Below are 13,041 nucleotides of genomic sequence, written 5' to 3'. Positions count from 1 at the left end.
TGTCGGTGGGCGGAACCTCCGTCCCCCTCTGGGTGCGGTATCTTTTTCCCGAGTGGCTCCGCCACGAGGGAAAAAGCTGTCCTCGCGAGAGACCGACTGAGAACCCGCAGGTGGTCGGCTTCTTGACGTGGGCTATGTGCTTCGCACATACAGGCACGGCTTCGCCGCAAGGCAGGTTGGCTTCGCAGCCCAAGGCACGGCTTCGCCGCTAGGCACGGCCTTTCGGCCGCAGGGCAGGCTTGCTTGCTTCGCTGCCCGAAGGACGGCTTTGCCGTCTGTGGCAGGCCTTTGGTGGGTGTTGGTCTGGTTAGAGCGGGGTGACTAGGAGGGCTTGGGCTGAGCGGGCTGTTGAGCCCTGTTCGTCGTAGACGGTGCTCGCTGCTGTGCCTGCGCCGTCGGGGCCGAGGGTCGTCTCGGCGTCTACGCCGATCCATTCGCCGGTCGGTTCGCGGTGCAGGTGGACCGTGAGGTCCGTGTTCGCGAACGACCACTCCGACATGCTCGCCCGGCGGGACAGGCCGCTGGAGGAGTCGACGACCGCGAACAGCCGTTGCAGCGGGCTCGGCCGCTCCGACGCCAGCAGCGGGATCCGCTGCCGCGCCCACATCTGGGCGTGACCGGTCGTGCTCGGGCCCGCGCGCCACTCCATGGCCGCGGAATAGCCGCGGTCCCAGTCCTCGATGCCGGGCACCGCCGGCCACGACTCCGGATCGCCCAACGGCTCCCGCTGCCCACCCGCGACCGGGGAGCTGTCCCCGCGGACCATGCGCCACGCGCGAGCCGTGGCGCACACCCGCCCACCCGCCGCGAGCTCCGCCGAGATCAGCTGCACCGAGCGGCCCGGCCGCAGCACCTCGGCGCGCACGGTGAGCTCGTCCACCGGGACCGGGCCCAGCACGTCGACGCTCACCCGCCGGATCGCGGTGCCCTCGACGGGTTCGCAAAGCTCCACTTCGCGCACCAGCAGCGCGGAGACCGGACCGAGGTGCTGAGCCTTCTCCGACCACGGGCCCGCGGTGTGCGCGGTGGCGCGAAACCGGCCGTCGCCCAAGTCCTCGTAGAACGCGGCCTGCTCGTCCACGGTCTCCTCCTCTGCTCGGTGCCGAGGCACCGTCGAAACGTGCGCACCGCCGACCGCGTTCACCACGAGCGAACGCGGCGGGACGGCTCAGTCCGTGCGGTCCAGCACCGACTCCGGCCCGGGATCGGGTTCCGGCCAGCCGGGATACGGCGGAGGAGTGCCGCCGAACTCCGGGCAGTGCGCCTTGTGATCGCAGTAGTCGCACAACTTGCTCGGGTTCGGGCGGAAATCACCGGTCTTCCCGGCGCGCAGGATCGCCTGCCAGATCGCCTCCAGCGTCCGCTCGAAGCGCAGCAGCTCCGCCTCGTCCGGTGCGTACGCCAACGACTGCTTGTCCGACAAGTACATCAGCAGCAGCTGGCGGGGGATCTCGCCGCGGGTGCGCCACAGCACCAGGGCGTAGAACTTCATCTGGAACAGCGCCTTGGCCTCGCCGATCGCCCGCGGCGCCGCGCCCGTCTTGTAGTCGACCAACCGGATCTCACCGGTCGGCGCCACGTCCACCCGGTCGATGAAGCCGCGCAGCAGCAGCCCCGACTCCAGCTCGGTCTCCACCCGCAGCTCGCACGCCTCCGGCTCCAAGCGGCGCGGGTCCTCCAGCTCGAAGTACGAATCCAGCAACCGCCGCGCCGACTTCAGCCAGGTGCCCAGCTCCGGGTCCTCCGGCCCGTCGAACAACGCGCTCAGCTCGGGCTGCTCGGCCAGCAACTCCTGCCACGCCGGTTCCAACAGGTCGCGGGCGTGCTCGGCGTCGCGCTCCGCCGTCGGCAGCGCGAACATCCGCTCCAGAACCGAATGCACCACGGTCCCGCGCACCTGCGCGCGCGTCGGCGTCTCCGGGAGCCGGTCCACAGCGCGGAAGCGGTACAGCAGCGGGCACTGCTTGAAATCACCCGCGCGCGACGGTGACAACGCCGGTCGGCGCCTGCCCCCGGCGGGCAGGCTCGCTCCGTCCGAGCCGCTCGCGCCGTCGGCCACGGCGAGCTCGGAACTCGATCTGTCGCTGGTCCGGGCCGGTTCCACCATGCCCCGCACCCTAGAACAGGCCGCCGACAAGATCCGCACGCGTGGCGTATCACCGGTGGTTCACGCGGCCCGCTCTACCCTGTGGGCCATGCCCGCCAACACAGCTCGCGGCCGACCTGCTCCACCGGACAACGGCCTGCTGCTGTGCCGGGTGGCCGGCGTGCCCGTGCTGCTGTCCCCGTCGTGGTGGGTCGGGGCCGCGTTCATCGTGCTGCTCTACACCCCGTTGGTCACCCGTATCCTGCCCGACGTCAGCATCTGGACCGGCGCGTTCATCGCCGCGCTGTGCACGGTGCTGCTGGCCGCCTCGGTGCTGCTGCACGAGCTCGGGCACTGCGTCGTGGCGCTGCGGCTGGGGCTGCCGGTGCGCCGGGTGCGGTTGTTCCTGCTGGGCGGCATCTCCGAGATCAGCCGCACGCCCGCGACTCCCGCGCACGAAGGGATGATCGCCGCCGCCGGGCCCGCGGTCTCGGTGCTGCTGGCCGCGGTCACCGGGGCCGGCTGGTTCGCGCTCGAACCGGGCGGCGCGCTCTGGCTGCTCATCGCGCAGACCTGCGTGGCGAACCTCGCGGTGGCCGCGTTCAACCTGCTGCCGGGGCTGCCGCTGGACGGGGGCCGGATGCTGCGGTCGCTGCTGTGGGCCGCCACCGGGCGCAGGCACGCGGGCACCACCGCCGGCGTCGTCGGAGCGGGCCTCGTCGCCGCCGGGCTGCTCGTGTGGGCGCTGCTCGGGCTGCTGCACGACGTCGACGACCAGTGGCTGCGGCTGCTGGCCTGCGTGTTCATGGTGTGGTTCGTCATCGCGGGCGCCAGCGCCGAGCACACCGCCGAGCAGCGCCGGAGCCGTCCCGTGCGGGTCTCGCTCGCCGAGATCATGCGCCCCGTGCTGCAACTGCCCGCCGAGAGCCCCGTCGGGGACGCCCTGGTCGCCGCCGCGGGGAGGGGAGTGGTGCTGGTCCGCGCCGACGGCATCGCCGTGGGCCTGCTCGACCAGTCAGCCGCCGAACGCCTCGCCACCAGCTCGCCCCAGGACCCCGCCGAACACGCGGCCGAACCGGTCGGTCCGGACACCATCCTGCTCGAGGGCGAGCCGGGCGAGGCCGTGCTGGAACGGGTGCGTACCGTACTGGCCTGGCAGTTCCTCGTCATCGACACCGACGGCAGGCCCTGCGGGGTGCTGCGCCGGGAGGACCTGCGCAGCGCGCTCAGATCCCGCGACCGCGAACGGTGAGCACGGGCGAGGGGCCGCCGGGCCTTCTGCGACGATGGTCCGCCGTACCCGCCGAGCCGCGGTCCTGCCACGCACTCCTGTGACGTTCGGCGTGGGCGCGTCGGCGGTCCCCCTTCCGAACGCGCACATGGAGGCCTGAAGCACGTGAGCACCGTCAGCGGTGAGTTCCAGCCCGGCGACCGGGTTCAGCTGACCGATCCGAAGGGGCGGCACTACACGGTCGTCCTGGAGACCGGCGGCGAGTACCACACCCACCGGGGCGCGCTGGCGCACGACGAGCTCATCGGCCGTCCCGAGGGTTCGGTGGTGACCTCGGCGGGCGGCACCTCGTTCCTGGCGGTGCGACCGCTGCTGTCGGACTACGTGCTGTCCATGCCGCGCGGCGCGCAGGTGATCTATCCGAAGGACGCCGCGCAGATCCTCATGTGGGGCGACATCCGCCCCGGCGCGCGGGTGCTGGAGGCCGGCGCTGGCTCCGGTGCGCTGACCTGCTCGCTGCTGCGCGCGGTGGGCGACCAGGGCAGCGTCGTGTCCTACGAGGTCCGCGCCGACCACGCCGAGCACGCCGAGCGCAACGTGCGCAAGTTCTTCGGCGAGGTCCCGGAGAACTGGACGCTGCGGGTCAACGACCTCGCGGACTACGACGAGGGCCAGGTCGACCGCGTCGTGCTGGACATGCTCTCGCCGTGGGACGTGCTCGACACCGTGTTCGCGAACCTGATCCCCGGTGGCGTCCTGGTCGTCTACGTGGCGACCACGACCCAGCTCTCCAAGGTCACCGAGGCGCTGCGGGAGCAGCAGTGCTGGACCGAACCGCAGGCGTGGGAGACGTTGATCCGCCCGTGGCACGTGGTGGGCCTGGCGGTCCGCCCGGAGCACCGGATGGTCGCGCACACGGCGTTCCTGCTGGTCACCCGGCGGCTCGCCGATGGCGTGACGCCGCCGCGCCCGCAGCGCAGGCCGAGCAAGGGCTGATCGGCGCGGTGGCACCGCGATCCCCGCGGTGCCACCGGCCTCAGCGCGGCTCGCTCACTGGTCGAGCTTGCAGATCTTCCACTCGTCGTCCTCGACGGTGAGCAGGATGGTCTGGTCGACGGGCATGGTGGCGCCGCCGAGGGTGTAGGTGCCGTCGAGCTTCGCGCGGGCCTGCTCGCCCTGGGCGGTGACCTGCCCGAGCCGCACCTGGAACTCGCCGCTGGCCAGCTGCTGGAACTGCGAGTCGAGTTCACCGCGGTTGGCCGCGCACAGCTGCGGGCCGAGCGAGCCGAAGTCCCCGGCGTTGACCTTGTCGACGAGGTCCTGGGCGACCGGCCGGGGTTCGCCCGGGTCGCCGCCGCCGAACAGGAAGAGACCGCCGACCACGGCTCCGGCCAGGACCAGCACGCCGACCCCGCTGAGGATCCAGACCAGCGGAGACCGTCCCCGCGGCTCGTCCTCGAACTCGTCGGGTTCCTGGATCCACGATCCGGCGCCGAAGTCGCCGCCCCAGTTCGGCGCCGGCGGGACCTGCTGCCCGAACTGGCCGAACGGTGCCTGGCCCGGTGCGGTGGAGAAGGGCTGCTGGCCGGGCTGAGCCGGGACTCCGGTGATGGGGCCTTGCGGCCATCCCGCGTGCTGGTTGCCGTAGAACGCCGGTTGCTGCTGCGGCGGTTGGTCGCCGGGGTTCGGAGCGCCGTCCGCCGGGTTCCCGGCGGGCTGCCGGTCCCACCCGCCCGGTCCGGGCTGCTGCGGCGGATAGGTCATGGGATGTTCCTCCCCCAAGTTCTGTGCTCTGGCCGCACGAGGTGCGGTCGCCATGGTGCGGCGGCGTAAGTACACCAGAGCGTTATCTGGCGCATGTCAGGAGTAGACCTTTCCGGTCGCCCTGTGCCGACCTGCTCCGCTCGGGTGAGATGTCCGACATGAGGATCTCGTCGACGCGGGTTTCGACCGCGGAGAACCCTCGTTGTTCCAAATGATGGGAGAAGTCGGACACGCCCAGGGGTGCGGCACCGCAATGACACCCGGTTGTCAGCTCACCGACACCCGGATGCCGACATCCGGTACCGAACGCGGTGGCGCTCCGGGAAACGCGTGGTCGTACCGCCGGGTTCGGCGACGACCGCGACGGGCGGGGAACACCGAATGGACCATGATCGTGAACACACCGTGTTCACCGTCCACTCCCACCACGCCCGGGGCGGGCCATCGAGGACGTTCGAATCATGGGTATTCGCCGAATTTTGTGGCACGCTAGCGGATCCGGTGCGCAATCACGACGCCGCCATCGTCGGTGATCGCCGGTACCGTGGTGGTACGAGCACGGGAGGAGGGTGCCGATATGCAGCACGACCGTCCCGGCAGCCGGCCTGAGGAGGGCGGCGAGCAGCAGCCCGGCGGGCAAGCCGAGCTCAACGGCCAGATTCGTCTGCTCCAAGACGAAGTGGCGTTGCTGCGCCGAAAGCTCAACGAGTCCCCCCAACAGGCCCGGTTGCTGGAAAAGCGGCTGGCCGAGGCATCCGAGCGCGTGAGCCAGCTCACCGAACGGAACGCCAAACTCACCGAGACCCTGAAGGAAGCGCGCGGCCAGCTGACGGCCCTGCGCGAGGAGGTCGACCGCCTCGCCCAACCCCCGAGCGGATATGGAACCTTCCTGTGCCGCTACGAGGACGGCACGGTCGACGTGTTCACCTCCGGCCGCAAGATGCGGGTCGCCGTATCGCCCAACGTCGAGATCGAAGAGCTCAAGCTGGGCCAGTCCGTCCGGCTCAACGAGGCGCTGACCGTCGTGGAAGCGGGCGCCTTCGAGCAGATCGGCGAGGTGTGCACCTTCCGGGAGATCCTGCCCCCGAGCCTCACCGACGGCGCGGGCGCCAACCGCGCCCTGGTGCTCGGCCACACCGATGAGGAACGCGTCGTGTGGCTGACCGATCCGCTGGTGGAAGCCGGGCTGAAGTCCGGTGACTCCGTGCTGGTCGACAGCAAGGCGGGCTACGCCTACGACACGGTGCCCAAGGCCGAGGTCGAGGACCTCGTGCTCGAAGAGGTTCCGGACGTCGGGTACCTCGACATCGGTGGCCTCAGCGGGCAGATCGAGCAGATCCGCGACGCCGTGGAACTCCCGTTCCTGCACTCGGACCTCTACGTGCAGTACCAGCTGCAACCGCCGAAGGGCGTGCTGCTCTACGGGCCGCCCGGCTGCGGCAAGACGCTCATCGCGAAGGCGGTGGCGAACTCGCTGGCCAAGAAGGTCGCCGCGGCGCGCGGTGACGACGACGGGCAGGCGAAGTCCTACTTCCTCAACATCAAGGGCCCCGAGCTGCTGAACAAGTTCGTGGGCGAGACCGAGCGGCACATCCGGCTCATCTTCCAGCGCGCCAGGGAGAAGGCCTCCGAAGGCACCCCGGTGATCGTGTTCTTCGACGAGATGGACTCGATCTTCCGGACCCGCGGCAGCGGCGTGTCCTCGGACGTGGAGACCACGATCGTGCCGCAGCTGCTCTCGGAGATCGACGGTGTCGAGGGCCTGGAGAACGTCATCGTCATCGGTGCCTCCAACCGCGAGGACATGATCGACCCGGCGATCCTGCGACCAGGCAGGCTCGACGTGAAGATCAAGATCGAGCGGCCGGACGCCGAGTCGGCCAAGGACATCTTCTCCAAGTACCTCACCGACCAGCTGCCCATCCACGAGGAGGACCTCCTCGAGTTCGGCGGCGACCAGGCGGCCTGCATCGACGCGATGATCCAGACCACCGTGGAGCGGATGTACGCCGAGACCGACGAGAACCGGTTCCTGGAGGTCACCTACGCCAACGGGGACAAGGAAGTCCTGTACTTCAAGGACTTCAACTCCGGCGCGATGATCCAGAACATCGTGGACCGCTCGAAGAAGGCGGCGATCAAGTCGGTGCTCGACACCGGCCAGCCGGGCCTGCGGGTGCAGCACCTGCAGGACGCCATCATCGACGAGTTCGCCGAGAACGAAGACCTGCCCAACACGACCAACCCCGACGACTGGGCGCGGATCTCGGGCAAGAAGGGCGAACGGATCGTCTACATCCGGACCCTGGTCAGCGGCAAGAACCAGGAATCCGGCCGGGCGATCGACACGGCCACCAACACCGGCCAGTACTTGTAACGACGTGCGCGATCCGTGGCGGGTGCCGGGCTCCGGTGCCCGCCACGAATCGTGTCCGGGGTGCCCGCGAGGTCGAGTGTCGGACGTCGCGGGCAGCGATTAGGTTTTCAGGCATGATCTCCACGTCTCGTCCGGACCGGTTCGGGCTCGGGTTGGCCGCGCTCGGCCGCCCCGCCTACATCAACGTCGGCCGCACCGACGCGTTGCCCGCGCACCGCACGGCCGAGGCGATGCGCGAGCACACCGGTCGCGTCCTCGACGCCGCCTACGAGCGCGGGATCCGCTGGGTCGACGCCGCCCGCTCCTACGGCAGCGCCGAGGAATTCCTCGCCGGTTGGCTCGGCGAACGCGGCCACCAGGGCATCACCGTGTCCAGCAAGTGGGGCTACGCCTACGTCGCCGAGTGGCGCATCGAGACCGAAGTGCACGAGGTCAAGGAGCACTCGGTGGAACGCCTGCGGGAGCAGTGGAAGCAGAGCCGCGACCTGCTCGGCGACCGGGTCGACCTGTACCAGGTGCACTCGTTGACGCCGGAGAGCCCGCTGTTCGACGACCTGGCGCTGCAGCACGAACTGGCGCGGCTGCGGGACTCCGGGGTCCGGCTCGGGTTCTCCACCAGCGGGGCGGCGCAGGCCCAGGCGATCGAGCAGGCCTGGGAGCTGGAAATCGGCGGCAAGCAGCTGTTCAGCGCGGTGCAGTCGACCTGGAACTCGCTGGAGCCCTCAGCGGGCAGGGCGCTCACCGAGGTGCACCACGGCGGTTGGCAGGTGCTGGTGAAGGAATCCCTCGCCAACGGCAGGCTCGCGGTGAACCCGCCGGAACTGCTCGCCCGCGTGGCCGCGCGCCACGGCGCCACGCCCGACGCGGTGGCACTGGCGCACGTGCTCGCCCAACCGTGGGCGGACGTGGTGCTGGTGGGGCCCGCGGACGTGGCGCAGCTGGACTCGAACCTCGCCGCGGCCTCGGTCGGCCTCGACGCTACGGACCTCGGTGAACTGGCCGCCCTGACCCGCGATCCGGCCACCTACTGGGGTGAGCGCTCCGCGCTGCCCTGGCACTGAGCCGTCAGGAGCTCGCCGCGGCGTCCTGGCGGGCGAACCACTCGCGGATGAACTGCCTGCTGTCCGCGGCGAACGGCCAGTCGAGGTCCGCCACCCGCTCGCGGAGCTCCGCCGACGGCATCCACCAGCCGTCGGCGACCTCTTCCGGCTGGTGCACGACCGGGCCGTCCCAGCGCACCTCGTAGACGAACCCGTGGTGGCGGACCGAGCCCTCCTCGAACACCGAGCGGAACAGGAAGTCCAGCGGCACGCCCCGGATGCCGAGCTCTTCCGCCAGTTCCCGCTCCGCGCCGACGTCGGGGGTCTCGCCCGCGGCCACGACGCCACCCGCGAAGCAGTCGTGCGCCCCCGGGTTGACGTCCTTGTGGTCGGTGCGCCGGTGCACGTAGATCGACCGGCCGTCACCGGAGCGAACCAGGATCGACGTCGCCGCGTGCCACAGGCCGTCCCGCCGCATCCGCCAGCGCGGCGCGGACCCCGCCACGTCGCCCGCCGCGTCGTACACCGCCACCAGTTCGTCCTGAGCGCCCACGGCGGCATCCTCGCAGAACACCCCGACGGGCCCCGCCGGAGACCCGGTTCCCGCGTCGGGCGGGGCCGGTATCCGCCGCCCGGGGGCGGAACGCACCCCGCTGGAAACTCTGCTTAACGCTCCGGAACCCGTAGGCTTCCAGGTATGCGGCGGATCATGGGAACCGAAGTGGAGTACGGCATCGTCGTGCCCGGAGATTCGACGGCCAACCCGGTGCTGACCTCCACTCATATCGTGCTCGCCTACGCGGCCGCGGCGGACATCCCGCGCGCTCGCCGTGCCCGGTGGGACTACGAAGTGGAGTCGCCGTTGCGCGACGCCCGCGGCTTCGACCTGGGCGCGTCGACGCCGCAGAGCAACGGCTCCGACAGCGACGACCTCGGCGCCGCCAACGTCATCCTCACCAACGGCGCGCGGCTCTACGTCGACCACGCGCACCCCGAGTACTCCGCCCCCGAGGTCACCAACCCGCGTGACGCCGTGGTGTGGGACAAGGCGGGCGAGCGGGTCATGGAGGAAGCCGCGATCAAGGCGGCGAGCGTGCCCGGCACGCCGCAGATGCAGCTGTACAAGAACAACGTCGACGGCAAGGGCGCCAGCTACGGCACCCACGAGAACTACCTGATGGCTCGGGACACCCCGTTCACCGCGGTCATCTCCGGGCTCACCCCGTTCTTCGCGTCCCGCCAGGTGATGTGCGGCTCCGGGCGGGTCGGACTCGGGCAGGCGGGGGAGAAGCCGGGGTTCCAGCTCTCGCAGCGCTCCGACTACATCGAGGTCGAGGTCGGGCTGGAGACCACGCTCAAGCGCGGCATCATCAACACCCGCGACGAGCCGCACGCCGACGCCGACAAGTACCGCAGGCTGCACGTCATCATCGGCGACGCGAATCTGGCCGAGACCTCCACGTACCTGAAGGTCGGCACCTCCGCGCTGGTGCTGGACATGATCGAGGCCGGGGAGCACTTCGACGACCTCAAGCTGGCCGACTCGGTGCAGGCGGTGCACCTGATCAGCCACGACCCGACGTTGCGCCAGACCGTGGAGCTCGCCGACGGCCGCAAGTTCACCGGCCTCGACCTGCAGCGGGAGTACCACGAGCGGGCCGCGCGGCACGTGGCCGCCCACGGCGGCGATCAGGCGGCCAAGGACGTGCTGGCGACCTGGGGCGAGGTGCTCGACCTGCTCGGCGGCGACCCGATGGACTGCGCCGACCGGTTGGACTGGCCCGCGAAGCTGCGGCTGCTGGAGAACTACCGCACCCGCGGCAACCTCGGCTGGGCGTCGCCGAAGCTCCACATGATCGACCTGCAGTACTCCGACGTGCGGCTGGACAAGGGCCTCTACAACCGGCTCGTCGCGCGCGGCTCGATGCGCAGGCTCGTCACCGAGGACGAGGTCCGCGCGGCCGTGACCACCCCACCGGAGGACACCAGGGCCTACTTCCGGGGCCGCTGCCTGGAGCGCTACCCGGCGGCGGTCGCCGCGGCCTCCTGGGACTCGGTCATCTTCGACCTGGGCAGGGAGTCGCTGGTGCGCATCCCGACCTTGGAGCCGCTGCGGGGCACCCGCGCCCACGTGGGCGACCTGCTCGACGCCGCGGCCAGCGCCGAGGAACTGGTGGACTCGCTGACCCGGGGCTGACCGAGCGGCCTCGCTGACCAGCGGTTCAGCCGGCGCAGGCGGGACTTCGCCGATCGTGAAAGATCGCAACAATGCCCGCTTGGATGTGGGCGAACAGGGGTTCAGCTAGGTACTGTTCACCTCAGGATGCCCCGTGTTCGGCGACCGTTCGACATCCCCGGCATCCGAACGGACAACCACCGGGAGGGCGAGATGTCCCAGGAAAAGGTCCAGCGGCCCGATGGCGGCGACGGAGACGAGGAGTCGGGTCCCGAAGCAGCCGGTCAGGAACGTCGCGAGAAGCTCGGCGAAGACGTCGACGCCATCCTGGACGAGATCGACGACGTCCTGGAAGAGAACGCCGAGGACTTCGTCCGCGCCTACGTGCAGAAGGGCGGGCAGTAGGCACCGACACCGCGCGGCCGCCGGGGCGGGCTCCGGCCCGGCGGCCCCCGCCACGCGGGGCGGTGCTGACCGTCGCTCCCGCGGGCGATCTTGATTAGAGTTGCGGTACGGCCCCGATCTTGGGGCCTGCCCCGATCCCGGCCCCGCCGTCGCGGCGGTGGGGCAGTCCTTCGAAGCAGGAGACGATGTCGCCGATGGAATCCAGCGCGGCTCGGAACTTTCCGGGTCAGGCCCTGCCCGCTGCCTACCTCACCTCCGGATCCTCATCGTTCACCGACTTCCTCCAGGCCACGGCCCCGGAACTGCTGCCGGCCAACCGGGACGTCCCGGACGGCATCGTCGAGGCCCCGCACGGCACCACGATCGTCGCGCTGACCTTCCGCGGTGGTGTCCTGCTGGCCGGTGACCGCCGCGCGACCATGGGCAACCTCATCGCCCAGCGGGACATGGACAAGCTCTACGTCACCGACGCCTACTCCGCCGTCGGCGTCGCGGGCACCGCGGGCATCGCGCTGGAAATGGTGCGGTTGTACGCCATCGAGCTGGAGCACTACGAGAAGCTCGAAGGCGTCCCGCTCTCGTTGGACGGCAAGGCGAACAAGCTCGCCACGATGCTGCGCGGCAATCTGCAGGGCGCGATGGCCGGATTGGCCGTGGTGCCGCTGTTCGTCGGTTTCGACACCGCCGCCGACGACCCCGAACGGGCCGGGCGGATCATCTCCTACGACATCACCGGCGGGCGCTACGGCGAATCCGGCGGTTTCCACGCGGTGGGTTCCGGCTCGCCGTTCGCGAAGGCGGCGCTGAAGAAGCGCCACGACCCGGACGCCGACGTGGACTCCGCGGTGCGCAACGCGATCGAAGCCCTCTACGACGCGGCCGACGACGACACCGCCACCGGTGGCCCCGACGTGTCCCGGCGGATCTACCCGACCGTCGTGACGATCACGGGTGCGGAAGGCGCGGTCCGGCTCTCCGAGCAGCAGGCCGCCGAGATCGCCGAGCAGGTCGTGCAGGGACGGTCCGAGAACCCGGGCGGCTGACGCCGCGTTCCCCGCCGCCGTTCCCCCGCCTGAGCACGGTCGCCCCGCCTCCGGGCGGGGGCGCCGAACGATTCGATCCAGGAGTGCACAGCCGTGACGATGCCGTTCTACACCTCGCCCGAACAGCTGATGCGGGAGCGTTCCGAGCTGGCCCGCAAGGGCATCGCCCGCGGGCGCAGCGTGGTGGTGCTCAAGTACGCGGGGGGTGTGCTGTTCGTGGCGGAGAACCCGTCCACCACGCTGCACAAGGTCTCCGAGATCTACGACCGGCTCGGGTTCGCGGCCGTCGGCCGCTACAGCGAATTCGAGAGCCTGCGGGTGGCGGGCGTGCGCATCGCCGACTTCCGCGGCTATTCCTACGACCGGCGCGACGTGACCGGGCGGTCGCTGGCCAACACCTACGCCCAGCACCTGGGCGCGATCTTCACCGAGCAGATCAAGCCGTTCGAGGTGGAGATCTGCGTGGCGGAGGTCGGTGCGAGCGCGGAGACCGACCAGCTCTACCGCCTCACCTACGACGGGTCGATCGTGGACGAGCCGCAGTACGTGGTGATGGGCGGCCAGGCCGACGCGATCAACACGACGTTGAAGGACTCGTTCGCCGACGGGATGGAACTCGGCCCTGCCGTGGAGCTGTCGGTGAAGGCGCTGGCCTCCAGCGGGGAGAGCTCCCGCGAGCTGGGCAACAAGCAGCTCGAGGTCGCCGTCCTGGACCGGGCGCGCCCGCACCGGACGTTCCGCCGGATCGCAGGCGCGGCGCTGGAGGCGTTGCTGCCGAAGCCGGAGCCCGCCTCCGACGGGGCGGCCGACGAGTCCGCGACCGACGAGGGGTCCGAGGGCGACGGGAAGAGCACGGGCAACGGGAAGAGCTCCGGCAACGGGAAGTAGCGGTCCGGGCTTGACCTCCAGCGCGGTCGAA

Annotated in this window: 12 protein-coding genes; 8 read left to right on the top strand and 4 right to left on the bottom strand. The window is 70.6% G+C overall.

Going from position 1 to position 13,041, the window contains the following annotated elements; translation table 11 throughout:
* Positions 1 to 307: 307 nt before the first annotated feature.
* Both ACWD38_RS20470 and ACWD38_RS20465 read right to left on the bottom strand, forming a co-directional pair.
* Positions 308 to 1,081, bottom strand: coding sequence for a thioesterase family protein (locus ACWD38_RS20470; protein ID WP_450124691.1), 774 nt, complete (start codon positions 1,079 to 1,081; stop codon positions 308 to 310).
* 87 nt (positions 1,082 to 1,168) lie between these two features.
* Positions 1,169 to 2,107, bottom strand: coding sequence for a RecB family exonuclease (locus ACWD38_RS20465; protein ID WP_184478274.1), 939 nt, complete (start codon positions 2,105 to 2,107; stop codon positions 1,169 to 1,171).
* 88 nt (positions 2,108 to 2,195) lie between these two features.
* Here ACWD38_RS20465 and ACWD38_RS20460 point away from each other — a divergent pair, with 88 nt between their 5' ends.
* Together ACWD38_RS20460 and ACWD38_RS20455 are read left to right on the top strand one after the other, a co-directional pair.
* Positions 2,196 to 3,338, top strand: coding sequence for a site-2 protease family protein (locus ACWD38_RS20460; RefSeq protein ID WP_184478275.1), 1,143 nt, complete (start codon positions 2,196 to 2,198; stop codon positions 3,336 to 3,338).
* A gap of 144 nt (positions 3,339 to 3,482) precedes the next feature.
* Positions 3,483 to 4,313 carry a tRNA (adenine-N1)-methyltransferase gene (locus ACWD38_RS20455; protein ID WP_184478276.1) on the top strand — a complete coding sequence of 277 codons (831 nt, stop codon included), beginning with the start codon at positions 3,483 to 3,485 and terminating at the stop codon, positions 4,311 to 4,313.
* Between the two features lie 54 nt (positions 4,314 to 4,367).
* Here the strand turns inward: ACWD38_RS20455 and ACWD38_RS20450 are convergent, their stop codons facing one another.
* Positions 4,368 to 5,081, bottom strand: coding sequence for an Rv0361 family membrane protein (locus ACWD38_RS20450; protein ID WP_450124690.1), 714 nt, complete (start codon positions 5,079 to 5,081; stop codon positions 4,368 to 4,370).
* Between the two features lie 577 nt (positions 5,082 to 5,658).
* Between ACWD38_RS20450 and arc the strand changes: the two genes are divergently transcribed.
* Positions 5,659 to 7,458 carry a proteasome ATPase gene (arc, locus tag ACWD38_RS20445; RefSeq protein WP_184478278.1) on the top strand — a complete coding sequence of 600 codons (1,800 nt, stop codon included), beginning with the start codon at positions 5,659 to 5,661 and terminating at the stop codon, positions 7,456 to 7,458.
* Positions 7,459 to 7,571: 113 nt separating this feature from the next.
* Complete coding sequence (locus ACWD38_RS20440; RefSeq protein WP_184478279.1) at positions 7,572 to 8,519, top strand: aldo/keto reductase; 948 nt, start codon at positions 7,572 to 7,574, stop codon at positions 8,517 to 8,519.
* Between the two features lie 4 nt (positions 8,520 to 8,523).
* Here the strand turns inward: ACWD38_RS20440 and ACWD38_RS20435 are convergent, their stop codons facing one another.
* A complete protein-coding gene (locus tag ACWD38_RS20435) occupies positions 8,524 to 9,051 on the bottom strand; it encodes an NUDIX hydrolase (RefSeq protein ID WP_343071305.1) in 528 nt (175 codons plus the stop codon).
* Positions 9,052 to 9,195: 144 nt separating this feature from the next.
* On the opposite strand from ACWD38_RS20435, the gene dop reads away from it, so the two are divergent.
* The 4 genes from dop (at position 9,196) to prcA (ending at position 13,010) form a co-directional block, all read left to right on the top strand.
* Entirely contained in the window at positions 9,196 to 10,695 is a 1,500-nt protein-coding gene (dop, locus tag ACWD38_RS20430; RefSeq protein WP_450124689.1) for a depupylase/deamidase Dop, read from the top strand.
* A gap of 192 nt (positions 10,696 to 10,887) precedes the next feature.
* Entirely contained in the window at positions 10,888 to 11,079 is a 192-nt protein-coding gene (locus ACWD38_RS20425; RefSeq protein ID WP_184478281.1) for a ubiquitin-like protein Pup, read from the top strand.
* A gap of 194 nt (positions 11,080 to 11,273) precedes the next feature.
* On the top strand, positions 11,274 to 12,122 hold the full coding sequence (prcB, locus tag ACWD38_RS20420) for a proteasome subunit beta (protein WP_184478282.1): 849 nt from the start codon (positions 11,274 to 11,276) through the stop codon (positions 12,120 to 12,122).
* Between the two features lie 93 nt (positions 12,123 to 12,215).
* Positions 12,216 to 13,010 (top strand): proteasome subunit alpha, encoded by a 795-nt coding sequence (gene prcA, locus ACWD38_RS20415; protein WP_184478283.1) that lies wholly within the window; start codon positions 12,216 to 12,218, stop codon positions 13,008 to 13,010.
* Positions 13,011 to 13,041: the final 31 nt, after the last annotated feature.

Source organism: Saccharopolyspora sp. NPDC002578, from assembly GCF_053592695.1.
The sequence above is the reverse complement of the archived record's forward strand: the minus strand, read 5'-3'. Positions and strand labels throughout refer to the sequence as shown.

Excerpts from the sequence above, each read along its gene's own strand:
- prcB (WP_184478282.1), top strand. The coding sequence starts at position 11,274 with ATGGAATCCAGCGCGGCTCGGAACTTTCCGGGTCAGGCCCTGCCCGCT.
- ACWD38_RS20465 (WP_184478274.1), bottom strand. The coding sequence starts at position 2,107 with ATGGTGGAACCGGCCCGGACCAGCGACAGATCGAGTTCCGAGCTCGCC.
- ACWD38_RS20425 (WP_184478281.1), top strand. The coding sequence starts at position 10,888 with ATGTCCCAGGAAAAGGTCCAGCGGCCCGATGGCGGCGACGGAGACGAG.
- arc (WP_184478278.1), top strand. The coding sequence starts at position 5,659 with ATGCAGCACGACCGTCCCGGCAGCCGGCCTGAGGAGGGCGGCGAGCAG.
- ACWD38_RS20440 (WP_184478279.1), top strand. The coding sequence starts at position 7,572 with ATGATCTCCACGTCTCGTCCGGACCGGTTCGGGCTCGGGTTGGCCGCG.
- ACWD38_RS20460 (WP_184478275.1), top strand. The coding sequence starts at position 2,196 with ATGCCCGCCAACACAGCTCGCGGCCGACCTGCTCCACCGGACAACGGC.
- ACWD38_RS20450 (WP_450124690.1), bottom strand. The coding sequence starts at position 5,081 with ATGACCTATCCGCCGCAGCAGCCCGGACCGGGCGGGTGGGACCGGCAG.
- dop (WP_450124689.1), top strand. The coding sequence starts at position 9,196 with ATGCGGCGGATCATGGGAACCGAAGTGGAGTACGGCATCGTCGTGCCC.